We start from the raw sequence: 22,202 nt of genomic DNA, 5'->3' as shown, positions 1-22,202 counted from the left end.
CGCGATGCCCCCGTCGGGTGGCATGGGCATGGGGCTGGACCGCCTGCTGATGGCGCTGACCGGCCACGGTATCCGCGAGACGATCCTCTTCCCGCTGGTCAAGCCGGCTCAGTAGCCTCCCGCCGGCTCCGTGGGTGCCGGGTGCGTCGCGGGCGACGTACCCGGCACCCGCCGGTCGGTCGTAGACTGACGGGCATGACTGATTTCTGGCCGGCCGTCTATGCGCTGATCCCGTCGGTCGGGGTCGGTATCCTCTTCTTTTTCGCGATGCGCGCCATCATCCGTTCGGACCGCACGGAACGCCTCGCCATGGCCGAGCTCGACGCCCAGGCGGATGCGGCAGAGCGTCAGGAACGGGCCGCACAGGAATCGTCGACGACTTCTCGCTAGCCGGACACGCTGCTTTCGCTTTGACGTGATTCCATGAGAATGGCACACTTCGAGATACCAGCATCAATTCTCGAAGACGCGAGGTAGCACAGTGGCACAGAAGGTTCAGGTAATTCTCGTCGACGACGTCGACGGTGGGTCTGCCGACGAGTCCGTGACGTTCGCCCTCGACGGCGTCTCCTACGAGATCGACCTCAGCTCGGCGCACGCCGAGGAATTGCGTGAAGCATTCTCGAAGTGGGTCGGTCACGCTCGCAAGGTCACGCGTGGCGCTGCTCGTCCGGCCGCCAAGAAGGCACGTTCCTCTGCTGCCGGCCCGTCGCGTGCGACGGAGATCCGTGAATGGGCCCGGAACAACGGCTACACGGTGAGCGAGCGCGGTCGTATCTCGGCCGACATCCAGCAGGCATTCGACGCGGCGAACTGAATTCGCCGACGTCTTCGCTCAGGGGCGTCCTGACCGGTTCTCCGCAGTGCGGAGGCCTGGTCAGGGCGCCCCTGACGCATGTCCGGGTGCTACTAGGCTCTGTGCATGACCTCTACCTCGTCGGCGCCCGTGGCCGCCGCGACCTCTCGGACCCTGTGGCTCGGTACGTACCCGGACGGGGCGGACGCGGGGAGCGGCGAGGGGATCTGGCGTCTCGAGGTCGACGCCGCGACGGGTGAGCTGGGCGAGCCTGCCCTGGTCGCGGTCACGCCGTCGCCGTCGTTCCTCGCGCTCGACCCGGCCGGTACCCGGCTGTACGCGGTCACGGAGACCGAGCACGGTGCCGTGAGCGGGTTCGCCCTCACGGCGGACGGCGGGCTCGACCCGTTGGGCAGCGTGCCCAGCGGCGGCTCCTACCCGTGCCACGTCGTGGCGGTCGACGGAGCCCTGTGGGTCACCAACTACGGTGACGGCACGTTCGCGGTGCTGCCGCTCGACGCCGACGGTGCTCCGACCGAGGCGCTGCGGCTCGGGCACCAGGGCACGGGACCCGACGCCGACCGCCAGGAGGGGCCGCACGCCCACTTCGTCGGGGCCGTCGCGGGGGACCCGGTCGTGGTGGACCTGGGGACGGACGAGCTGCGCGCCTACCCGCGCACGGTCGGCGACCTGCGCGCCCAGGTGGAGGGCGGCATGCCCGCGCGCGTCGTCGCCACGTTCCCCGGCGGTGCGGGCCCGCGCCACTTCGCGGTCCTGCCCGGCGCTGCCGGTGTCGACGGCGCTCCTGCTGCCCTGTTCGTCGCGACCGAGCTCGACTCGCGTGTGTACGTCCTGGCCCCGGGCGTGGACGGCTCGTTCGAGGTCGCCGGCTCGGTCCCCGCGACCGCGGCCCCGCTGCCCGAGGGTGGTCGCAGCTACCCGTCGCACGTCGCGCTGAGCGCGGACGGCTCGCGCCTCTTCGTCGCGATCCGCGGGGCGGACGTGCTCTCGACGTTCGCGGTCTCGCGCGACGCCCTGGGGCCCGACGGCGCAGGTCCCGTCCTCGAGCACCTCGCCGACACCCCGCTGGGCGGGGCGTGGCCGCGGCACTTCGCGGTGCTGGCTCCCGCGGGCGACGGTACGCCCGAGGCCGACCTGGTGGTCGTGGCGAACCAGAACTCGTCCAACCTCACGGTCCTGCGGATCGACCGGGCGGACGGCGCGGGCACGCTCGTCGACGAGCTCGCGATCCCCGTCCCCGCCTGCGTCGTGGAGGCCTGAGCGCCGTGAAGGACTCGCCGCGCATCGCGATGCTCTCGGTGCACACGTCGCCGCTCGACCAGCCCGGCACGGGCGACGCGGGTGGCATGAACGTGTACATCACCGAGCTGTCGCGGGCGCTCGCGCGGCGCGGGGCGAAGGTCGAGATCTTCACGCGCGCGACGTCGTCGGCCCAGCCTCCCGTGGTCGAGGCCGAGGACGGCGTCCTGGTGCGCCACGTCGTGGCCGGTCCGTTCGAGGGGCTCGACAAGAACGATCTGCCGGGGCAGCTCTGCGCCTTCACGGCTGGGGTCCTGCGGGCCGAGGCGCGGCGGGACGCCGGCTGGTACGACGTGGTGCACACGCACTACTGGCTCTCGGGGCAGGCGGGCTGGCTCGCTGCGGACCGCTGGGACGTACCGCTCGTGAACTCGATGCACACCATGGCGCGCGTGAAGAACGCCGCGCTCGCGCCGGGCGACGCCCCCGAGCCGCTCGGCCGGATCATCGGCGAGGAGCAGGTCGTCGCGGAGGCGGACGCGCTCGTGGCGAGCACGCCCGAGGAGTTCAAGGACCTGGTCGACCAGTACGGGGCCGACCCCGCGAAGGTCCACGTCGTGCCGCCGGGCGTGGACCTGGACCTGTTCTCGCCCCCCGCTCCGGGGGAGACCAAGGAGGCGCTGCGGGCAGCCCTGGGGCTCCCGACGACCGGTCGGCTCGTGCTCTTCGCGGGTCGCGTCCAGCCGCTCAAGGCGCCCGACGTCCTGGTCCGTGCGCTCGGCGTCCTCGCGGACCACGACGAACCGCTACCGACCCTCGTGGTCCTGGGCGGCGCGAGCGGTCGCCTGACAGCCGTGCGCGAGCTCGAGGCGCTGGCCTTCCAGATGGGGGTCGCCGACCACGTGATCGTGCGCCCGCCCGTGCCGCGCGAGGAGCTCGTGCGCTACTACCGGGCGGCGGACGTCGTCGCGGTGCCCTCGCACAACGAGTCGTTCGGGCTGGTCGCGGCCGAGGCGCAGGCGTCGGGCACGCCCGTGGTCGCCGCGGCCGTGGGCGGGCTGCGGACGGTCGTCGAGGACGGCGTGTCGGGGATCCTGGTCCCCGACCACAACCCGTGGACGTGGTCGCGCACGCTGAGCGACCTGATGGCCGACGACGCGCGACGTGCCGAGCTCGCGACCGGCGCCCGGCGCGTGAGCGAGCGCTACGGCTGGGACGCGACCGCCGAGGCCATGCTGTCGGTGTACGCGCAGGCCGCCGAGGTGCGGGCCGCGCGACCACGCTGACGGGGGGCCGGTCGGCGGTGACGATGCCCCGGCCTTCCTCTCCCGTCGCCGGGCCTCTCCCGTCGCCGGGCCGCTCCCGTCGCCGGGCCGCTCCAGTTGGGGCGCCCTGCTCGGGCCGGGCGCCCCCGACGACCGCTCCGCTCAGCCCCGGCGTTCGAGCACGAAGACAGGGATCTCCCGGTCGGTGCGCTCCTGGTAGTCCGCGTACGGCGGGTACGCCTCGACCGCGCGCTTCCACCACAGGGCCTTCTCTTCGCCCGTGACCTCGCGCGCGGTGTAGTCGTGGCGCTCGGGGCCGTCCTGGAGCTCGACGTGCGGGTCCGCCACGACGTTGTGGTACCAGACGGGGTGCTGGGGCGCTCCTCCGAGCGAGGCCACGACGGCGTAGTCGCCGTCGTGCTCGACGCGCATGAGCGGGGTCTTGCGGATCTTCCCGCTCCTCGCACCCAGGGTCCACAGGATGACGACGGGCATCCCGTTCATGGTCGTGCCCTGGGTCCCGCCCGAGCTCTCGTAGAGCTCGGTCTGCTTGCGCGCGCGGTCGTTGGGGCTCGGTGCGTACTCTCCGGTGATCGGCATACCGAGTGCAACGCGTGGCGCGCGTCACCATTCCCGAGCAGGTGATTCCCGTTCCGTAGATGTTCGGTGACCATTTCCCGGGACAGCGCTGCCACGGCCGCTGCGGTACGGGATGATGGTCACCATGACCTACACCCTCGTGCTGCTCCGCCACGGCGAGAGCGAATGGAATGCCAAGAACCTGTTCACCGGCTGGGTGGACGTCGCACTCTCGGAGAAGGGCGTCGAGGAGGCGAAGCGCGGAGGCGAGCTCCTCAAGGAGGCCGGCATCCTGCCCGACGTCGTCCACACCTCGCTCCTGCGTCGCGCGATCACCACGGCGAACCTCGCCCTGGACGCCGCCGACCGTCACTGGATCCCCGTGAAGCGCTCGTGGCGCCTCAACGAGCGCCACTACGGTGCGCTCCAGGGCAAGGACAAGAAGCAGACGCTCGAGGAGTTCGGCGAGGAGCAGTTCATGCTGTGGCGTCGTTCCTACGACGTGCCGCCGCCCGCGATCGAGAAGGGCTCGGAGTTCTCGCAGGACGCCGACCCGCGCTACGCGGGCGAGCCCGAGGTCCTCACCGAGTGCCTCAAGGACGTCCTCGAGCGTGAGATGCCCTACTGGGAGTCGGACATCATCCCCGACCTCAAGGCCGGCAAGACCGTCCTGGTCGCCGCTCACGGCAACTCGATCCGCGCGATCGAGAAGTACCTCGACGACATCTCGGACGAGGACATCGCGGGCCTGAACATCCCCACGGGCATCCCGGTCGTCTACGAGCTCGACGAGAACTTCAAGCCGATCGTCAAGGGTGGCACGTACCTGGACCCGGACGCCGCGGCAGCCGCGGTGGCCGCGGTCGCGAACCAGGGTCGCTGACCTCGACGCACTGACGCGAACGCCCGACGGCGCCGCTCCCCTCGCGAGGGGAGCGGCGCCGTCGGGCATTCATGGAGCGGGGGAGACGTGCGTCCTGGTGCTCGGCGCCGGGAGAGGCGTCGCCGACCCCTTCCTGCCGAGCACGCGGTCGGCAGCGGGAGGGACCCGGGGGACCGCTAGGCCCGCGCGGCCTGCCCGCGGTCGTCCGCGAAATCGCCTGTGACGAGGAACGTCACGCGCTTGGCGATCGAGACGCCGTGGTCGCCGAACCGCTCGTAGTACCGGCCCACGAGAGTCACGTCGACCGTCTCCTGCGGGGTGCCCGTCCAGTCCGGGCCCAGGATCGCCGCGAACGTGTCCTGGTGCAGGTGGTCGAGCAGGTCGTCGTCGCGCTCGACGTTCGCCGCGACCGTCAGGTCGCGCGTCGTCAGGAGCGTCGTGGTGCGGCGCGCGACCCGGGTCGCGGCGTCGTGCATCTGCGCGAACGTCCCCTCCAGCAGGGGGTGGATCGCGTGCGCCGGGTAACGGCCCCGCGCGACCTGGGCGACGTGACGTGCGAGGTCGCCCATGCGCTCGAGCGTGGCGCTCATGCGCAGCGCGCTCACGACGACACGCAGGTCGGTCGCGACCGGCTGCTGCTGCGCGAGCAGCAGGACGCAGCGCTCGTCGAGCTCGCGCTCGAGCGCGTCGATCGCGTGGTCGGACGCGATCACCGACTGTGCGAGCTGGAGGTCTGCAGTGAGCAGCGCCGTCCCCGCCCGACTGATGGCAGACTCGACCAAGCGACTCATCTCGGCAAGGTCGTCACCGACCTGCTTGAGCTCGGCCTCGAAGATTTCCCGCATCGCATCCCTTTCATGGTGACCAGCAACCCCCACCATGTCAGGCCAGGTGAACGGGGAGGTGAACGGTCAGGTGAACGACAGGACGCCGCCAGGTGAACTCTTGGACGCGCGGTGACCGAACCGTCCCGGAACGGCCAGGAACGGTCGGGCGCGGCCGTCTCCGACCGTACGCTGGAGCCGTGGAAGGAATCCAGGAGGGCGTCGGGCTGCTTGTCGCCGGGGTCATCGGGCTGCTCGTCGGAGTGTTCGCGACGCTCGCGTTCCGGTTCAGCGAGCGCAGCACGCACCGCATGCCCGACGGCGAGGCCCCCGAGCTCGACGAAGGGCTCGTACGCGTGCTCGCGGTGCTGCGCTCGGCCGCCGTGGTCCTCGACAGCGAGGGCGAGGTCGTGCGGGCCAGCCCACCCGCCTACGCCCTGGGCGTGGTGCGCGGCGACGCGGTCGTGCACGCCGCGATCCTCGACATGATCGCCGAGGTCCAGCGCGACGGCGTGATCCGCGACGAGGAGCTCGAGCTCCCGCGCGGCCCCGTCGGTCGCGGCATGGTCATGCTCCAGGTCCGGGTCGCGCAGGTCGGACCGCACCACATCCTCGTGCTCGCGGAGGACCGGACCGAGGCACGGCGCATCGACGCGATCCGCCGCGACTTCGTCGTCAACGTCTCGCACGAGCTCAAGACGCCGGTGGGGGCGCTCGCGCTGCTCGCCGAGACCGTCCAGGACGCGGCGGACGACCCGGTCGCGGTCCGCCGCTTCACGGGGCGCATGCAGCAGGAGGCCACGCGCCTGTCCGCGCTGGTCCAGGAGATCATCGAGCTCTCGCGCCTCCAGGTCGCCGGCGCGCTCCAGGCCGTCACGACCGTGCCCGTGCGTGGCGTGGTCGAGGAGTCCGTCGACCGGGCGCGCACCAACGCCCAGGGCAAGGGCATCGTCCTGACGGTCGGCGGAGACCTCGACGCGGTCGTCTACGGCGACCACGCGCTGCTCGTGACCGCGGTCCGCAACCTGCTCGACAACGCGGTCGCCTACTCGGGCGAGAACACGCGGGTCGGGGTCGGCGTGAGCGTCGTGGGAGACCTCGTCGAGATCGCGGTCGTCGACCAGGGCATCGGGATCTCCGAGGGCGAGCAGCAGCGCGTGTTCGAGCGCTTCTACCGGGTCGACCCCGCGCGCTCGCGCGACACGGGCGGCACGGGTCTGGGCCTGAGCATCGTCAAGCACATCGCGGCGGACCACGGCGGCGAGGTGACCATGTGGTCCGAGCCCGGTCGCGGTTCGACGTTCACCCTGCGTATCCCCGCGGCGGACCCGACCGCGGTGGAGGCTGCGTCGTCGGGCGCCGACGGCACTGAAGGCGCTGCCGGCGCTGCCGGCGCTGCCGGCGCTGCCGGCGCTGCCGGCACCGAGAGCACCGAGGGCACTGGCCGCCCTGAGGGCGCCGGAGGCGCGCGGAGCGCCGACGGCACCGAGAGCACCCCCGGACCCGAGGGCCAGGCCCCGACCGACGTCGCCGCCCCCTCCGGGGCGGGCGACCCACAGACCGATCCCTACCCCGGCACGTCCCCCAGAACCAAGGAGGTGGGTGCGTGACGCGCATCCTGGTCGTCGAGGACGAGGAGTCGTACCGCGACCCTCTGACCTACCAGCTGGCCCGTGAGGGCTTCGACGTCGTCGAGGCGGCCACGGGGCCCGAGGCCCTCGCCGCCTACGACGCGGGCGGCGCGGACCTCGTGCTGCTCGACCTCATGCTCCCCGGCCTGAGCGGCACCGAGGTGTGTCGCGAGCTGCGGCAGCGCGGCAACGTACCCGTCATCATGCTCACGGCCAAGGACTCCGAGATCGACAAGGTCGTGGGGCTCGAGCTCGGGGCCGACGACTACGTGACCAAGCCCTACTCGTTCCGCGAGCTCCTCGCGCGCGTGCGCGCCGTGCTGCGGCGCCAGGGCGGCGCGGAGGCCGCCGCGGGCGAGCCCGAGGATGACGGCGCGCTCGAGGTCGGTCCGGTCAAGATGGACGTCGAGCGGCACACCGTCTCGGTGCACGGGGAGCTCGTCTCGTTCCCGCTCAAGGAGTTCGACCTGCTCGAGCTGCTGCTGCGCAACGCGGGGCGCGTCCTGACGCGCGGGCAGCTCATCGACCGTGTGTGGGGGGCCGACTACGTGGGGGACACCAAGACCCTCGACGTGCACGTCAAGCGCATCCGCTCGAAGATCGAGCCGGACCCCGCGACCCCGCGCTACCTGCTCACGGTCCGCGGGCTCGGCTACAAGGTGGCCGACGGCGAGTCGTAGGACCGGCCTGCTGCGGGTGTCGCTGCGGGTCCGGCGGCCCAGAGGTGCTGGTCGGACTGCTGGGCCCGACAGCGCCGACTGGGCCCGGCAGTGCCGACTGTGCCGACTGTGCCGACTGTGCCCGGCAGTGCCGGGGACGGTTGCGCCCGACCTCAGGGACCGCCCGTCCCGCCCGGCTCGGTGCCTCTCGACCCAGTGCCGCTCGGCCCCTCACGGTCCGCCCTGCGCCGCGGCCGCCCGCGCAGGGGGCCGCGGCGCTCGGGCGTCCGCTGCTCGTCGGCGGGTCTCGGCGGCCCTGGGACGTCGCTGCCGTAGAGCTCGTCCCACTGCTCGGAGATGGTCTCGGTCACGCGGCGCGTGACGTGCTGGGTGAGGACCAGGCGGGCCTGGGCCCGTTCGGCGCGCAGGATCGCGCTGTGCTCCTCGCGCAGCGCGATCACGGTCGACAGGGCCATGCCGATCATGACGACCGAGAACGGTAGCGCGATGAGGATCGCAGCCGTCTGCAGAGCGGTGAGCCCACCCGAGATCAGGAGGGCCATCGCGAGGAGGCCGGACAGCACGGCCCACAGGATGCGGTTCCAGACCGCGGGGTGCGGGTCGCCACCCGAGGTCAGCATCCCGACGACGAACGAGCCCGAGTCGGCCGACGTCACGAAGAACACCCCGATGAGCACGATCGCAAGCACGGTGAGGACCGGGCCGCCCGGCAGGTCGCCCAGGAGCTGGAACAGCACGGTGTCGGTGTCGACGCTCCCGTCGGCGCCTATGAGCCCGCCGTCGCCGAAGATCTGCCGGTAGAGCGCCGAGCCGCCGAAGATCGAGAACCACAGGAACGTCACGAGCGTGGGGACCAGGAGGGTACCCATGACGAACTCGCGGATGGTGCGCCCGCGCGAGATGCGCGCGATGAAGACGCCCACGAACGGGGCCCACGAGATCCACCAGCCCCAGTAGAAGATGGTCCACGACGACTGCCACTCGAGCCCGGCGTCGCCCTGGAAGGCCGTGGTGTCGAACGTCAGGCGGATGACGTTCTGGAGGTAGTACCCCATGGACTGCACGTAGTCGCGCAGGAGGAACAGCGTGGGGCCCACGACGAGCACCGTGAGGGCCAGGACGCCGGCCAGGACCATGTTGCCGTTGGACAGCCACTTCATGCCGCGCCCCAGGCCCGAGGCGACCGAGAGGGTCGCGACGGCTGTGATCCCGATGATGAGGCCGATCTGGAGCGCCAGGCCCGGCTCGGCGACGTTCAGGAAACCGAGCCCGGCCCCGATCTGCAGCACACCGAAGCCCAGCGAGGTCGCGACACCGAACACCGTGCCCAGCACCGCGACGACGTCGACCACGTCGCCCAGGCGGCCCTTGACCCGGTCGCCGAGCAGGGGTTCGAGGGCCCACCGGATCGAGACGGGGCGCCCCTTGCGATGGATCGCGTAGGCGAGCGCGAGGCCCGCGACGACGTAGATCGCCCAGGCGTGCACGCCCCAGTGGAGGTAGCTCTGTCCCATCGCGGCCTGCGCGAGGGCCGCCGGGTCGCCCGTGACGCCGGGCTTGGGCGACGCGTAGTGCGTCAGCGGCTCGGCCGCTCCCCAGTACACGAGCCCGATCCCCATGCCGGTCGCGAACAGCATCGCGAACCACACGGGCAGCCGGAACAGCGGGGTCTCGTCGTCCTTGCCGAGCACGATGTCGCCGAAGCGGCTCAGGCCCATCCACAGCGCGAAGATGACGAACCCGGCCACGATCAGCACGTAGTACCAGCCGAACGCTCCGATGACGTCGGCCTGGAGCGTGCTCAGGACAGCGGTCGTCCCGTCGGTGAAGACCATCGCGAGCAGGACGAACAGCAGGATGAGCCCCGCGGCGGGGTAGAAGACGCGGGGGTACATGCGCCCGGGCGGCACGGGGACCTCGACGGCCACGGCCGCGGTGACGTTGTCTGCTCCGGCCTCGGTGCCCGACGCCGGGGCGGGAGCGGAGGAGGAGGCGCTGTCGCCCGCCGGCGCGGTCTCGTCCGCCCCGAGGGGGACGTCCGGCGTCGAGGACGACGCGGGTACGTCGGTCGACCGCGGCGCGGTCTCGTCCTCGCTCGCGCCGCTGCCGGGGTGATCGCTCGTGCCGTCGTCGCTCACGCGAGGTCTCCTGACGTTCGTCCGTGCGGGTCGTGCGATGCCCGTGAGCGAGGGGCCGACGACGTGCAGGTGCCGGCTCGGTCTGCTCGACGACCTGTTCCTGCCAGCGTTCCCGACCTGCCGGGATGAGGCAACCGCTGGCTCCCGGGAGGGGCCGTGGAAGCCCCTGGCGCGGGGGTTTATCCACAGGCCGCAAGAGTCTGTGCACTGTTCATCTGTCGTTCACCCGGACAACCGGAGCGCGTCACCCGGCCTGCTTAGCGTCGTTGTTGTCACCGGCGCTCGCTGGTGCCGCCCCCGCGTTGAACAGGATGGAAGAAGAGAGTGAAGCTCAGCCGATTCACCCGCGCAGGTTCCGCAGCAGCCGTCGGCATGCTCGCGTTGACGTTGGCAGCGTGCGGCTCGAACAGCACCGACTCCGGTGGCGACGCCACCACTGATGGCGCAGCGAGCGGCTCGACCGAGGACCTCACGGGCACGCTCGCCGGTGCCGGCGCCTCGTCCCAGGAGAAGGCCGTGGCCGGCTGGATCGCCGGCTTCGGCGACATCGCCCCCGGCGTGACCGTCAGCTACGACGCGGTCGGCTCCGGCGGAGGCCGCGAGCAGTTCCTGTCCGGCGCGACGCAGTTCGCCGGTTCCGACGCTGCCCTCAAGGAGGACGAGCTCGCGACCGCGACCGACCGCTGCTTCGGCGGCGAGGCGATCGAGGTCCCGCTCTACATCAGCCCCATCGCCGTGATCTACAACCTGCCCGGTGTCGACACCGAGCACCTCCAGCTCTCGGCCGAGACGCTCGCGAAGATCTTCAACCGCGAGATCACCACCTGGAACGACCCGGCGATCGCCGCGGAGAACGAGGGCGTCGAGCTCCCCGCGACCGCGATCATCCCCGTGAACCGCTCCGACGAGTCCGGTACCACGGAGAACTTCACCGAGTACCTCGCGGCCGCCTCGAACGGCGCGTGGCCGCACGAGGCCAGCGGCGACTGGCCTCTGTCCGGCGGGCAGTCGGGCCAGGGCACGCAGGGTGTCGTCGACACCGTCACGGGTGCCGAGGGTGCCATCGGGTACGCCGACGCCTCGCGCGCCGGTGACCTGGGCACGGTCGCGATCAAGGTCGGCGAGGAGTACGTGCCGTTCTCGCCCGAGGCCGCGGCCAAGGTCGTCGACGCCTCGCCGCGTGCAGCGGACGCGACCGACAAGCGCCTCGTCGTCGAGATCGACCGCACCACGACCGAGGCCGGCGCCTACCCGCTGGTCCTCATCTCCTACTCGATCGCGTGCGACACCTACGACAAGGCCGAGGACGCCGCGAACGTCAAGGCGTACCTGACCTACGTCGCCAGCGAGGAGGGCCAGGCGCGCGCTGCCGAGGCCTCCGTCGCCGGCTCCGCCCCGATCTCGAGCGCGCTGCGCACCGAGGTCCAGGCAGCGCTCGACTCGATCACCGTCAAGAGCTGATCGAAGAACTGCACACGGTCGTACACCCAGGGGCGGGTCGCGTCGAGGCTGTCAGCCCGGCGCGGCCCGCCACGGGCGCGTGACCCTCGGAACGTCGTCCTACCACCGCCGCACCTCAGTCATCGGAGCATCAGTGGCCGTCACCTCTCCTCCCTCCACCCGAGCCGGGCTCGGGTCCGAGCCCCAGGTCCCCGCGACCAAGGGCGGCCTGGCCGGCCGGGTCTTCGCCGGCCTGTCGACCGGCGCCGGGATCCTCATCCTCGTGGTTCTCGCCGCGGTGGCCGTGTTCCTCGTCATCGAGGCGTGGCCCGCGCTGACGGCCAGCCCCGAGGAGCTCCAGGAGATCTCCTGGTTCAAGGCGGACTCGCTGCTCGCGTACGTCGGTCCGCTCGTGTTCGGGACGCTGCTCGCCTCGATCCTCGCGCTCGCGATCGCGGTCCCGGTCTCGGTGGGCATCGCGCTCTTCATCTCGCACTACGCGCCCCGGCGCCTGGCGCAGGGGCTCGGCTACCTGATCGACCTCCTCGCGGCCATCCCGAGCGTCGTGTACGGCCTGTGGGGCGCCCTGTGGCTGCTCCCGATCCTCAACCCGTTCTTCACGTGGCTGAGCGGGACCCTGGGCTTCATCCCGCTGTTCGCGGGATACCAGGCCCCGGCCAAGAACATCATGTCGGCCTCGATCGTCCTCGCGGTCATGATCCTGCCGATCATCACGGCGGTCTCGCGCGAGGTGTTCCTCCAGACCCCGGTGCTCCACGAGGAGGCCTCCCTGGCCCTCGGGGCGACGCGCTGGGAGATGGTCCGCATGGCGGTCCTGCCGTTCGGCCGCTCGGGCGTGATCAGCGCCTCGATGCTGGGCCTCGGCCGAGCGCTCGGCGAGACCATGGCCGTGCTCATGGTCATCTCGCCCGGGTTCCTCTACTCGCTGTTCCTCCTCAAGCCGGGACAGCAGCAGACGATCGCCGCGAACATCGCCTCGAAGTTCCCTGAGGCGAGCGGCCTCGCGGTGAGCACCCTCATCGCGACGGGCCTCGCGCTGTTCGTCATCACGTTCGTCGTCAACATGATCGCGCGCTGGATCATCGCGCGCCGCAAGGAATTCTCGGGAGCGAACTGATGACGGTCACCGACCTCACCCCCGCCACGCCCGGCGTCCCCGACGGCTCGGGCCCCCTCCAGCTCGTCGCGACGCAGAAGCGTCTGCCGCGCTGGGCGCCGTGGGCCTTCGCCGCGGGCGGCGTGCTCGTCGCTCTCGGCATCCTCGCGATCACGGGCACCCCCACGATCGCGGGCGTCCTGGGGCTGGGCGCCGTGCTCTACGCCCTGGGCCTCACGACCACCTCGCGCGTCGTCGAGGGCGCCCGCTGGGCCACCGACCGCCTCGCGACCACGCTCGTGACCTTCGCGTTCCTGCTCGCGCTGATCCCGCTCGTCTCGCTCCTGTGGATCGTGGTCACGCGCGGCGCGAAGCTCTTCGGGGCGACGTTCCTGTCGACCGACATGGTCGGCGTCTACGGCGACATGACGAGCGGCGGGATCTGGCACGCGATCGTCGGCACGCTCCTCATCACGGGCGCGGCGACGGTCATCTCGGTCCCGATCGGCCTGCTCACGGCGATCTACCTCGTCGAGTACGGGCGCGGCGCCCTGGCCCGCTGGATCACGTTCCTCGTGGACGTCATGACGGGCATCCCCTCGATCGTCGCGGGTCTGTTCGCGTTCTCGCTCTTCACGCTGATCTTCGGCCCCGCGTACCGCGCGGGGATCATGGGCGCGGTCGCGCTGTCGCTCCTCATGACCCCGGTCGTCATCCGGTCGGTCGAGGAGATGCTGCGCCTGGTCCCCAACGAGCTGCGCGAGGCCTCGCTCGCGCTGGGCGTGCCCAAGTGGCTCACGATCGTCAAGGTCGTCCTGCGGACCTCGATCGCGGGCATCGTCACGGGCGTCATGCTCTCGATCGCCCGGGTCATCGGGGAGACGGCCCCCCTGCTCCTCACGGTCGGTCTCATCACACAGGTCAACTGGGACCTCTTCGACGGTCGCATGGCGACCCTCCCGGTCTTCGCCTACCGCCAGTACGAGCAGGGCGGCGTGGGGATCGACCGGGCCTGGGCCGCGGCCCTGACCCTGATCCTGATCGTCATGCTGCTCAACCTGATCGCGCGCCTCATCAGCCGCCTGTTCTCGCCCAAGACCGCTCGCTGAGCCGAGCCCAGCAGTCGAGCCGGACCGCGCACCTCGCGCGACCGGCCACCGGAAGGAAGCACATCATGTCCAAGCGAATCGACGTCTCGGACCTCAACGTCTACTACGGGGACTTCCTGGCCGTGGAGGGCGTGACCATGGCGATCGAGCCGCGCTCGGTCACGGCCCTGATCGGCCCCTCGGGCTGCGGGAAGTCGACGTTCCTGCGGACGCTGAACCGCATGCACGAGGTCATCCCGGGAGCGCACGTCGAGGGCAAGGCCGTCATGGACGGCCAGGACCTCTACGCGCCCGACGTCGACCCGGTCGCGGTCCGCCGCCAGGTCGGGATGGTCTTCCAGCGCCCCAACCCGTTCCCGACGATGTCGATCAAGGAGAACGTCCTGGCGGGGGTCAAGCTCAACAACAAGCGCATCTCCAAGTCGGACGCGAACGACCTGGTCGAGTCCTCGTTGCAGGGCGCGAACCTCTGGAACGAGGTCAAGGACCGTCTCGACCGCCCGGGTTCCGGGCTGTCCGGCGGCCAGCAGCAGCGCCTGTGCATCGCCCGTGCGATCGCGGTGCGCCCGCAGGTGCTCCTCATGGACGAGCCGTGCTCGGCGCTCGACCCGATCTCGACGCTCGCGATCGAGGACCTCATGTCCGAGCTCAAGGACGACTACACGATCGTGATCGTCACGCACAACATGCAGCAGGCGGCCCGCGTGAGCGACCGCACGGCGTTCTTCAACATCGCGGGCACGGGCAAGCCGGGCAAGCTCGTCGAGATGGGCGACACGGCGACGATGTTCTCCTCGCCGTCGGTGCAGGCGACCGAGGACTACATCTCGGGCCGCTTCGGGTGACCTCGCGGCGTGCCGACGTCGAGGGTGGCCGGTCGCCGGACCGCCCTCGACGTCGACGCCCTGGGTGGGCCGGGAGCGCTAGACCGCCGCACCCGCGAGCGTGCCCGTGACGGTCTCCGTCACGGACTCGGGGCCGACGAAGCACTGGATCACGCGATCGTCCTCGAGCTCCCAGCTCTGCTCGCTGGGGAACATGGGCCAGAAGATGAGCGTGGACTCGTCGTAGCTCAGCCCGACGAATGCCTCGAACTGCCCGTGGCAGTGCTCCATGGCCTGGTCCTCGACCGTGGTGGCTCCGGGGAAGTCGCCGTCCTCGAGCTCGAGCTCTGCGTAGACCTCGCCGTTGTGGGGCTCGGCGCACGGCACGACGGGCAGGGACGCGAACTCCTCGGTCTCGGCGTCGGACTCCGCCTGGTTGATGCAGTCGCCGAGCTGGAGCGAGAACACGTCGGCGTCGGAGGCCGCGGTGACCTCGCCGTTCGGCTCGTCGCGCTGGGCCTCTTCCGGGCCGAGGATCGCGCTGCAGCCGGAGACGAGGAGAGCCGACGTGAGGAGGACTGCGCCGACCGCGAGGGAGCGGGCGGGGCGGAGGCGGGCAAGAGCCACGGGCGTGCCGTTTCTACGAGGGGGGAGGCCACGACGGCCGATCCCGATGGCGGGATGCTATCGGGAGCCGCCGACACGCGTCAGGGTGATTTCTCCGGTCCGTCCCAGGAGGGAAGCACGACGGCGAGGCACCCCTCCTGGGGGCGCCTCGCCGTCGTGCACTGCTCGTCGCGCGGGGGACGGGCACCGACCCTTCCGTCGTTGCGGGGGCCGGGCCCGTCAGCCGCGGATCAGGGCAGGTAGTCCTCGTACTCCGGCAGGAGGCCGTTCAGGACCGGGACCTCGGCGGTCTGGGTCTCGCCCGTGCTCGACGTCAGGGTCACCGAGATGGTGCCGCCCGGCGGCACGTCGATGTTGCCGAACTGCGCCTCGAAGCCGTTGTCGACGCTCAGGTAGACCGTCTCGCCGGCCTCGAGGGGCACGTCGATCGGGTCGGTCCCCTCAGGTGCGACCGTGATCTCGACGGGCTCGTCGGAGTCGTTGGCCATGCCGCCCAGCAGCGTGCCGGGCTCGCCCTCTGCGGCCGAGATGATGAGCAGGTTGAGCCCGCGCACCTCGTCGGTGAGGTTGATGCGGACGCCGTCGGACGGCGAGTAGGCGATGTCCGTCGTGATGGGCGAGCAGGCCGACACGGCGAGGACGCCCGCCACGATCGCGGGGATCGCGAGCACGAGCGATCGCCGAGGCGTGGTCAAGCGGGACGGGGTGCTGGTCACGTGCGCTCCAATGTGCTGCGGGCAGTCTCGGTGTGCGACGGGTGGGGCCGGTGCTCGGCGCCCGGGCGCACATGACCACAGCCTAGTCGCTCCGGCGGATGCACTGCTCGGGCAGCGCGGGGGACGGTACGAGGGGGCATGCCTGCGGCCGCCCGGTCGCTGCGTAGGGGGTGGCCTCGGGCGTCTCCCGCGCTGCGGAGACGTGCGCCCCACGGGCTCACGGGAGCGTGAACCGCTCGTGAACGGCATCGATCGCCAGGGTGCGGCGGGCGTGAGCAGCGGAATCACGGGGCTCTCGCGGGCCGCGAGCGAGGCGAGGGCTCGGAATCGCAGGGGCCCCCGTGGTAAGATCGACCTCCGCGAAAGGGGACATCTGCAGATGACGTTCACAGTAGGCGAGACCGTTGTCTACCCACATCACGGTGCCGCAAAGATCGAAGAGATCAAGACCCGCACCATCCGCGGGGAGGACAAGATCTACCTGAAGCTGAAGGTGGCTCAGGGCGATCTGACGATCGAGGTCCCGGCGGACAACGTCGACCTGGTGGGCGTCCGCGACGTCGTCGGCCAGGAAGGTCTCGACAAGGTCTTCGAGGTTCTTCGCGCACCATACACGGAAGAGCCGACCAACTGGTCGCGCCGCTACAAGGCCAACCTCGAGAAGCTGGCCTCGGGCGACGTGATCAAGGTGGCAGAGGTCGTCCGCGACCTGTCGCGTCGTGACGCAGACCGCGGCCTCTCGGCCGGGGAGAAGCGCATGCTCGCGAAGGCTCGACAGATCCTGGTCTCGGAGCTTGCCCTGGCCGAGCACACCGAGGAGGACAAGGCCGAGGCCATCCTCGACGAGGTCCTGGCTTCCTGAGCCGCGAACTCACCACGTACCACCGACGACGCACGGGCTGCTGGCAGCCCGTGCGTCGTCGTCTGTGGGCCCCCGGCCTCGCTGGGCTCCCGACGACGGCGCACCCTGCAGGGCTTCCTGACCCGACCGATCGTCTCGGCCGCGGGCCGACGACGGTCCACGAGCCGAGATCGTCTACCGTGACATCGTGACGACCCTCGCCATCCTGACCGCCGCCGGCTCCGGCACGCGCCTCGGTTTCGATCTCCCCAAAGCCCTGGTCCCGCTCCGTGGACTGCCCCTCGTGCTGCACGCCGCGCGCCGCCTCACCGCGTCGGGCGTGGTCGACGCGCTGGTCGTCACGGCCCCGAACGGGCTCGTGTCCGCGATGTCGGACGTGCTCGAGCACGACCCGCACGTGAGCGTGCCCGTCGTCGTCGTCGCGGGTGGAGCCACGCGCCAGTCGTCCGTGGCCGCCGGGCTCTCCCGCGCGCGTGCGGACGTCGACGTGGTCGTCGTGCACGACGCGGCCCGCCCTCTCGCCCCGGCCGCCATGATCCGACGCATCGTCGAGACCGTGCGCGAAGGCCACCAGGCGGTCATCCCGGGGGTGCCGGTCGTCGACACGATCAAGGTCGTCGCACCGCGCGACCCGCAGCACGGTCTCCCGGACGGCGTCGACCGGGTGGCCTCGACCCCGGAACGCACCCTGCTGCGGGCCGTGCAGACGCCCCAGGCGTTCGACCGGGCGCTGCTCGTGCGCGCGCACGTGGCCGGGGCCGCCCGGGCCCGGACCGAGGCGACCGCGGCGACCGACGACGCGAGCCTGGTCGAGGCGCTGGGCGAGGAGGTCTTCGTGGTGCCCGGTCACGAGCTCGCGATGAAGGTGACGACCGCGCGGGACTTCTACTACATCGAGAAGCTCCTCACGGAGGACGCCCGATGAGTGCACACGGAGGACGTCCGACGAACCTGCCCCGCACCGGGATCGGGACCGACGTGCACGCGTTCGCGCCCGAGGGGCAGGAACGCGACCTGTGGCTCGCTGGGCTGCACTGGCCGGGCGAGCGGGGGCTGGCCGGGCACTCCGACGCCGATGTCGCGGCGCACGCTGCCGCTGACGCGCTCTTCTCCGCGTCCGGGCTGGGCGACCTCGGGTCGAACTTCGGGACGAGCGCGCCCGAGTGGGCCGGGGCGAGCGGGGCGTCGCTGCTCGCCGAGGCCGCGCGCCGGGTCCGCGCCGCGGGCTTCGAGATCGGGAACGTCGCGGTCCAGGTCATCGGGAACCGTCCCCGCCTCGGGCCCCGTAGAGCGGAGGGGGAGGCTGCGCTGAGCGCCGCCGCCGGGGCGTCCGTGACGCTCACCGCGACCACCACCGACGGGCTGGGGCTCACGGGCCGCGGCGAGGGCGTGGCCGCGCTCGCGACCGCGCTCGTGGTCCGCGTCGACGGCTAGCCGCACCGACCGGCTCGAGAGGGACGTCCTGGGGTGCTCGGGCGGTCCGGGGCCAGGACCCCCGGTCCCCGCCCGAGCACCCCAGGACGGGTCGGGTCAGGCCGTCGGCAGCCAGATGCGCATGGTCGACGGCCCGCGGTTCGCCCAGTCGTGGTACGGCGTCAGGACGACGTCGAGCGGCTCGCCGGCCGGACCCGTGCGGTCGCCCTGGCCCTCCGGCCCGACGCTCGCGTTCTCCGGGTAGGGCCACGCACGGTCCGTCGACGCAGCCCTCCGCCCGGTCGCGACCACGACCCCGTCCTCCTCGCGCAGCGGCACGGAGGCGTCGACCACGAGCTCTGCGACGTCGTCGACCGTCTGGTCGAGCGACTCGGCGCACAGCACCTCGGGCCCGCGCTCGACCGCGACGCAGCCCCGCACGGCGTCGATCCTGTCGTCGGCCGTCACGACACGTGGCGACACGTCGAGCTCGAGGCGCACCTCGTCGCCCGCGCGGAAGGTCCGCCGGACCTCTGCGGTGCCCGGCTCGACGCTCCAGGTCTCACCGCCCGAGGACAGGCGGGCCGAGGCCGACCATGCGGGCACCCGCACCCGCAAGGACCAGTCGCGGCCCGTGTCCCGCAGCACGCGGAAGGTCACGACCCCCGAGTCGGGGAAGTCGGTGTGCACGTCGACCTCGACAGGCGTGCCGTCCGGCAGCGCCGTACGGATCTCCGCGTCGGCGTACTGGTGCACCTGGAGGCCGTCCTCGTCGACCGTCACGAAGTACGCGGCGAGGCTCGCGAACGTGCGTGCGACGTTGGGCGGGCAGCACGAGACCTCGAACCAGGGGGCCCGGAGGGAGGACGAGGCGCGTGCGCTCGCGACGTCCGCGGGCGCGACGGCCCCCGGGACCCGCTGGTGCAGGGTGTTCGTGTAGTAGAACGACGTGCCGTCGTGCGCCGGCGACGTCGCGACGACGTTGAAGAGCGTCCGCTCGACCAGGTCGGCGTAGCGGCTCTCACCCGTGGCGAGCAGCAGGCGCCAGCTCGTCATGATCGAGCCGATCCCGGCGCAGGTCTCCGCGTACGCCCGGTCGGGGGGCAGGACGAAGTCCTCCCCGAAGGCCTCGTCCTGGTGGTGCGATCCCTGCCCGCCCGTGAGGTAGGTGCGCCGGGCGACGGTGTTCTCCCACTGGGTCGCGACCGCGTGCAGGAGGTCGTGGTCGCCCGCGTCCGCGGCGACGTCGAGAGCACCCGCCGCGAGGTAGTTGGCTCGTACCGCGTGCCCCCGGAAGACTCTCGCCTCGCGGACCGGCTGGTCGTCCTGGAAGTAGGAGCGACCGAACTCGATGTCGCGCAGCGTGCCGTGCCCGTGCCGCTCGACGAACAGCGCCGCCTGGTCGAGGTAGCGACGCTCGCCCGTGACCCGGGACAGCTCGGCGAGCGCGACCTCGATCTCGGCGTGCCCGCAGATCCCCTGGCGGCCGTCGGGGCCGAAGGTCGCGCACACGTGGTCGGCGGCACGCCGGGCCACGTCGACCAGGAGCTGGTCGCCGCCCGTGCGGGCCCGGGCTACCGCGGCCTGGATCAGGTGGCCGTAGCAGTACAGCTCGTGCCCCCACTCGAGGTCCGAGTAGCGGTCGCCCTGGCCCGGCCGTCCGAACATCGTCGACAGGTAGCCGTCGGGCTCCTGCACGGCCGCCACGCGCCGGACGATCGCGTCGAAGCGGGCGTCGAGCTCGTCGTCAGGCCTCCTGCCCAGCTCCCAGGCCATGGCCTCGAGGAGCTTGTAGACCTCGGAGTCGGAGAACTCGCGCCCGCGCCGGGCCGCGGGGAGGCGACCCTCGACCGCGGCGTCGAAGTTGCCCAGCCACCCCTCCTTCTCGAGCCAGTGCTCGATGTGGGCCAGCGTGGCTACGCGGTTCGTCTCCTGGCGGGCGGCCCAGAAGCCGCCCGTGATCCGGACTTCGTCGAGCCCGAGCGGACGCAGGACCGACGAGCTGGGGACGACCGGTCGGCCGCCGGTCGACCGGCTGGTGGTGGTGGTCACGGAATTCCTCCGGTGAGGTCGAGGCCCACGAGGATGGGCGAGGTGATGGGTGGGGCAGGACTGCGCGGGCGACCCGGAGGTCAGCCCTTGAGCGCGCCCGACATGAAGCCCTGGACGTAGTGCCGCTGCAGCAGCAGGAAGAGGACGACGCACGGCAGGGCCAGGACGACCACGCCCGCCTCGGTGGCCCCGTAGTCGACGATGCCCATGATCTGCTGGCGCATGTTGGCCACGGCCAGCGGGAGCGGGAGCTTGGACGAGTCGGAGATGAGGATCAGCGGCGCGATGAAGTCGTTCCAGGCCGCGAGGAACGCGAAGAGGCCGACCGTGATGAGCCCGGGCTTGACCGCGGGCAGCAGCACCCGCCGCAGTGCTCCGAACGACGTGCACCCGTCGACGAGGGCCGCCTCCTCCATCTCGGTGGGGACGGACTCGAACGAGATCCGCATCATGAAGGTCGCGAACGGGAGCTGGAACATCGTCAGGACCAGCGCGAGCCCGAGGAGCGAGTTCTGCAGGTGCAGGGCGTTCAGGAGGACGTAGAGCGGGATCAGCAGGGTCGCGTAGGGCACCATCAGGATCCCGAGCGTCAGCATGAAGAGGATGTTCTTGCCGGGGAACGCGAAGCGGGCGAACGCGTAGCCGCCGAGGAGCGAGGTCACCAGGGTGAACAGCACGGTCAGCCCGGAGACCACGACCGAGTTCAGGAGGTACTGCCCGATCCCGGCCTGGTAGCCCGCGAGGGTCACGTAGTTCCCGAACCCCCAGCCGTCGGTCTGCGCGCTGCCCGCCTGCGGCGAGACCGAGGCGACGCCGGCCCAGATGAGCGGGAAGAGGAAGATCAGGGCGAGGCCGCCCGTGAAGACGTAGTACGGCGTACGCAGGGCGAGGCCCCCGAGCGTCGTGGTCGGGGCTGCGCGCCCGACCCGTCGTCGTCGCCGTGCCGGCGCGGGTGGCGCGGCGGTCGCGGACGAGGGGACGGGAGCGGACGGGGTCTCGGTCGTGGTGGGCATGTCCGGGGTCCTCACTTCTCGTCCGTCTGGCGCATGCCGCGGAACTGCAGGGCGTTGATGACGATCAGGGCCAGGAGCACGAGGATCGACAGGGCGGCAGCACGGCCCAGGTCGTTCTGGCCCTGGAACGCCATGTTGTAGATGAGCTGGACGACCGTGATGGTGCTGTTGTCCGGGCCGCCCTTGGTCAGGATGTAGAACTGGTCGAACGCGAGCAGCGAGCCCGTGACGCACATGATCGTGCAGAGCATGAGCGAGGGGCGCAGGAGCGGCAGGGTGATGCTCCGGAAGATCTGGAACGGCTTGGCGCCGTCGATGCGTGCCGCCTCGTACACCTCGCCGGGGATGTTCTGCAGGCCCACCAGGAGCAGGAGCATGTAGAAGCCCGCAAAGCGCCACACGATGAGGAAGACGGTCGACCACAGGGCCGCGGTGGGCGTCCCGAGGAAGGAGATGGGCTCGTCGACCAGCCCGAGCTTCTCGAGGAAGGGGCTGATCGGGCCGGACTGGGGGGAGTAGAGCGCGTAGAACAGGAGCGAGGCGGACGCCAGGCCGAGCGCGCTGGGGACGAGGAAAGCGGTGCGCAGGAACCCCTTCCACCGTGTGCTCTCCTGGACCAGCAGCGCCATCCCGAGCCCGAGGCCCAGGAGGAGGACCGTCGCGATCACCGTGTACTTCAGCGTGAAGACGATCGAGGGCCAGAAGTACTTGTTGGCGACGACGTCCTGGAAGTTCTCGGGGAAGTTGGGGCCGCGGTTGCCCGCGAGCAGGGGCCAGTCGGAGACCGACATCTGCACGACGAGGAGGATCGGGACGATGAAGAAGAGCCCGACGAAGACGGCGGTGGGCATCGCGTAGAGCCAGCCCTGGGCTCCCCGGCCGCGCAGGGCGCTGCGCTTGCGGCGGCGCCCTGCAGGGCGGGCCGCGGGCCTCGGGGTGCTCACGGGGGCCGTGGTGTGCGTGGTCACGGGAG

23 protein-coding genes are annotated in these 22,202 nt (G+C 71.4%); 15 read left to right on the top strand and 8 right to left on the bottom strand.

Going from position 1 to position 22,202, the window contains the following annotated elements; all coding sequences use genetic code 11:
• From OERS_RS21235 to mshA, 5 genes are all read left to right on the top strand, one after another.
• The coding region (locus OERS_RS21235; protein ID WP_139107880.1) for an amino acid--tRNA ligase-related protein at positions 1 to 115 on the top strand (115 nt) is incomplete at its 5' end.
• 80 nt (positions 116 to 195) lie between these two features.
• The gene (locus tag OERS_RS15760) at positions 196 to 390 is read left to right on the top strand and encodes a hypothetical protein (protein ID WP_068626860.1); all 195 of its coding nucleotides are present in this window, start codon (positions 196 to 198) and stop codon (positions 388 to 390) included.
• A gap of 91 nt (positions 391 to 481) precedes the next feature.
• Complete coding sequence (locus OERS_RS15755) at positions 482 to 817, top strand: histone-like nucleoid-structuring protein Lsr2 (protein ID WP_056645228.1); 336 nt, start codon at positions 482 to 484, stop codon at positions 815 to 817.
• A gap of 105 nt (positions 818 to 922) precedes the next feature.
• Complete coding sequence (locus tag OERS_RS15750) at positions 923 to 2,077, top strand: lactonase family protein (protein ID WP_068626857.1); 1,155 nt, start codon at positions 923 to 925, stop codon at positions 2,075 to 2,077.
• Positions 2,078 to 2,106: 29 nt separating this feature from the next.
• On the top strand, positions 2,107 to 3,342 hold the full coding sequence (gene mshA / locus OERS_RS15745) for a D-inositol-3-phosphate glycosyltransferase (RefSeq protein WP_068626868.1): 1,236 nt from the start codon (positions 2,107 to 2,109) through the stop codon (positions 3,340 to 3,342).
• A gap of 141 nt (positions 3,343 to 3,483) precedes the next feature.
• Here mshA and OERS_RS15740 read toward each other — a convergent pair whose 3' ends face one another.
• Complete coding sequence (locus OERS_RS15740; RefSeq protein WP_068626855.1) at positions 3,484 to 3,921, bottom strand: nitroreductase family deazaflavin-dependent oxidoreductase; 438 nt, start codon at positions 3,919 to 3,921, stop codon at positions 3,484 to 3,486.
• Between the two features lie 124 nt (positions 3,922 to 4,045).
• On the opposite strand from OERS_RS15740, the gene OERS_RS15735 reads away from it, so the two are divergent.
• Positions 4,046 to 4,783, top strand: coding sequence for a phosphoglyceromutase (locus tag OERS_RS15735; protein WP_056646553.1), 738 nt, complete (start codon positions 4,046 to 4,048; stop codon positions 4,781 to 4,783).
• 176 nt (positions 4,784 to 4,959) lie between these two features.
• Here OERS_RS15735 and phoU read toward each other — a convergent pair whose 3' ends face one another.
• Positions 4,960 to 5,628, bottom strand: a complete 669-nt coding sequence (phoU, locus tag OERS_RS15730) for a phosphate signaling complex protein PhoU (RefSeq protein ID WP_056645233.1) — start codon at positions 5,626 to 5,628, stop codon at positions 4,960 to 4,962.
• Positions 5,629 to 5,807: 179 nt separating this feature from the next.
• On the opposite strand from phoU, the gene OERS_RS15725 reads away from it, so the two are divergent.
• Positions 5,808 to 7,217, top strand: coding sequence for a sensor histidine kinase (locus OERS_RS15725; protein ID WP_083201529.1), 1,410 nt, complete (start codon positions 5,808 to 5,810; stop codon positions 7,215 to 7,217).
• Complete coding sequence (locus OERS_RS15720) at positions 7,214 to 7,918, top strand: response regulator transcription factor (RefSeq protein WP_056645236.1); 705 nt, start codon at positions 7,214 to 7,216, stop codon at positions 7,916 to 7,918. Before OERS_RS15725 ends, OERS_RS15720 begins: the two co-directional genes overlap by 4 nt.
• Positions 7,919 to 8,070: 152 nt before the next feature.
• Here OERS_RS15720 and OERS_RS15715 read toward each other — a convergent pair whose 3' ends face one another.
• Positions 8,071 to 10,056, bottom strand: a complete 1,986-nt coding sequence (locus OERS_RS15715) for a BCCT family transporter (RefSeq protein WP_068626853.1) — start codon at positions 10,054 to 10,056, stop codon at positions 8,071 to 8,073.
• 372 nt (positions 10,057 to 10,428) lie between these two features.
• Here OERS_RS15715 and pstS point away from each other — a divergent pair, with 372 nt between their 5' ends.
• From pstS to pstB, 4 genes are all read left to right on the top strand, one after another.
• On the top strand, positions 10,429 to 11,517 hold the full coding sequence (gene pstS, locus OERS_RS15710; protein WP_056761374.1) for a phosphate ABC transporter substrate-binding protein PstS: 1,089 nt from the start codon (positions 10,429 to 10,431) through the stop codon (positions 11,515 to 11,517).
• A 133-nt stretch (positions 11,518 to 11,650) separates the two neighbouring features.
• The gene (gene pstC / locus OERS_RS15705) at positions 11,651 to 12,634 is read left to right on the top strand and encodes a phosphate ABC transporter permease subunit PstC (protein WP_056645239.1); all 984 of its coding nucleotides are present in this window, start codon (positions 11,651 to 11,653) and stop codon (positions 12,632 to 12,634) included.
• Positions 12,634 to 13,722, top strand: coding sequence for a phosphate ABC transporter permease PstA (gene pstA / locus OERS_RS15700; RefSeq protein WP_068626851.1), 1,089 nt, complete (start codon positions 12,634 to 12,636; stop codon positions 13,720 to 13,722). The genes pstC and pstA overlap by 1 nt, the downstream gene beginning before the upstream one ends.
• 65 nt (positions 13,723 to 13,787) lie before the next feature.
• Entirely contained in the window at positions 13,788 to 14,567 is a 780-nt protein-coding gene (pstB, locus tag OERS_RS15695; protein WP_056645242.1) for a phosphate ABC transporter ATP-binding protein PstB, read from the top strand.
• 78 nt (positions 14,568 to 14,645) lie between these two features.
• Here pstB and OERS_RS15690 read toward each other — a convergent pair whose 3' ends face one another.
• Both OERS_RS15690 and OERS_RS15685 read right to left on the bottom strand, forming a co-directional pair.
• On the bottom strand, positions 14,646 to 15,173 hold the full coding sequence (locus tag OERS_RS15690; protein ID WP_068626849.1) for a septum formation family protein: 528 nt from the start codon (positions 15,171 to 15,173) through the stop codon (positions 14,646 to 14,648).
• 230 nt (positions 15,174 to 15,403) lie between these two features.
• Positions 15,404 to 15,889, bottom strand: a complete 486-nt coding sequence (locus OERS_RS15685) for a hypothetical protein (RefSeq protein WP_139107879.1) — start codon at positions 15,887 to 15,889, stop codon at positions 15,404 to 15,406.
• A gap of 379 nt (positions 15,890 to 16,268) precedes the next feature.
• Between OERS_RS15685 and OERS_RS15680 the strand changes: the two genes are divergently transcribed.
• From OERS_RS15680 to ispF, 3 genes are all read left to right on the top strand, one after another.
• Positions 16,269 to 16,751 carry a CarD family transcriptional regulator gene (locus OERS_RS15680; protein WP_030144079.1) on the top strand — a complete coding sequence of 161 codons (483 nt, stop codon included), beginning with the start codon at positions 16,269 to 16,271 and terminating at the stop codon, positions 16,749 to 16,751.
• Between the two features lie 187 nt (positions 16,752 to 16,938).
• Positions 16,939 to 17,676, top strand: coding sequence for a 2-C-methyl-D-erythritol 4-phosphate cytidylyltransferase (gene ispD / locus OERS_RS15675; protein ID WP_056645248.1), 738 nt, complete (start codon positions 16,939 to 16,941; stop codon positions 17,674 to 17,676).
• Positions 17,673 to 18,185, top strand: coding sequence for a 2-C-methyl-D-erythritol 2,4-cyclodiphosphate synthase (gene ispF, locus OERS_RS15670; RefSeq protein ID WP_056760584.1), 513 nt, complete (start codon positions 17,673 to 17,675; stop codon positions 18,183 to 18,185). The genes ispD and ispF overlap by 4 nt, the downstream gene beginning before the upstream one ends.
• A 96-nt stretch (positions 18,186 to 18,281) precedes the next feature.
• Here ispF and OERS_RS15665 read toward each other — a convergent pair whose 3' ends face one another.
• From OERS_RS15665 to OERS_RS15655, 3 genes are all read right to left on the bottom strand, one after another.
• A complete protein-coding gene (locus OERS_RS15665) occupies positions 18,282 to 20,216 on the bottom strand; it encodes a glycoside hydrolase family 127 protein (protein ID WP_068626847.1) in 1,935 nt (644 codons plus the stop codon).
• Positions 20,217 to 20,296: 80 nt separating this feature from the next.
• Positions 20,297 to 21,229 (bottom strand): carbohydrate ABC transporter permease, encoded by a 933-nt coding sequence (locus OERS_RS15660; RefSeq protein WP_082848985.1) that lies wholly within the window; start codon positions 21,227 to 21,229, stop codon positions 20,297 to 20,299.
• 11 nt (positions 21,230 to 21,240) lie between these two features.
• Positions 21,241 to 22,197 (bottom strand): carbohydrate ABC transporter permease, encoded by a 957-nt coding sequence (locus OERS_RS15655; RefSeq protein ID WP_235534067.1) that lies wholly within the window; start codon positions 22,195 to 22,197, stop codon positions 21,241 to 21,243.
• Positions 22,198 to 22,202 lie beyond the last annotated feature (5 nt).

The organism is Oerskovia enterophila, assembly GCF_001692445.1.
GTDB classification, from domain to species: Bacteria; Actinomycetota; Actinomycetes; order Actinomycetales; family Cellulomonadaceae; genus Oerskovia; species Oerskovia enterophila.
The sequence above is the reverse complement of the archived record's forward strand: the minus strand, read 5'-3'. Positions and strand labels throughout refer to the sequence as shown.

Bases quoted from the DNA above. Each gene is read 5' to 3' on its own strand.
- OERS_RS15760 (WP_068626860.1), top strand. From the start codon at position 196: ATGACTGATTTCTGGCCGGCCGTCTATGCGCTGATCCCGTCGGTCGGG.
- OERS_RS15750 (WP_068626857.1), top strand. From the start codon at position 923: ATGACCTCTACCTCGTCGGCGCCCGTGGCCGCCGCGACCTCTCGGACC.
- mshA (WP_068626868.1), top strand. From the start codon at position 2,107: ATGCTCTCGGTGCACACGTCGCCGCTCGACCAGCCCGGCACGGGCGAC.
- OERS_RS15740 (WP_068626855.1), bottom strand. From the start codon at position 3,921: ATGCCGATCACCGGAGAGTACGCACCGAGCCCCAACGACCGCGCGCGC.
- OERS_RS15735 (WP_056646553.1), top strand. From the start codon at position 4,046: ATGACCTACACCCTCGTGCTGCTCCGCCACGGCGAGAGCGAATGGAAT.
- phoU (WP_056645233.1), bottom strand. From the start codon at position 5,628: ATGCGGGAAATCTTCGAGGCCGAGCTCAAGCAGGTCGGTGACGACCTT.
- pstS (WP_056761374.1), top strand. From the start codon at position 10,429: ATGCTCGCGTTGACGTTGGCAGCGTGCGGCTCGAACAGCACCGACTCC.
- pstA (WP_068626851.1), top strand. From the start codon at position 12,634: ATGACGGTCACCGACCTCACCCCCGCCACGCCCGGCGTCCCCGACGGC.
- pstB (WP_056645242.1), top strand. From the start codon at position 13,788: ATGTCCAAGCGAATCGACGTCTCGGACCTCAACGTCTACTACGGGGAC.
- OERS_RS15680 (WP_030144079.1), top strand. From the start codon at position 16,269: ATGACGTTCACAGTAGGCGAGACCGTTGTCTACCCACATCACGGTGCC.
- ispF (WP_056760584.1), top strand. From the start codon at position 17,673: ATGAGTGCACACGGAGGACGTCCGACGAACCTGCCCCGCACCGGGATC.
- OERS_RS15660 (WP_082848985.1), bottom strand. From the start codon at position 21,229: ATGCCCACCACGACCGAGACCCCGTCCGCTCCCGTCCCCTCGTCCGCG.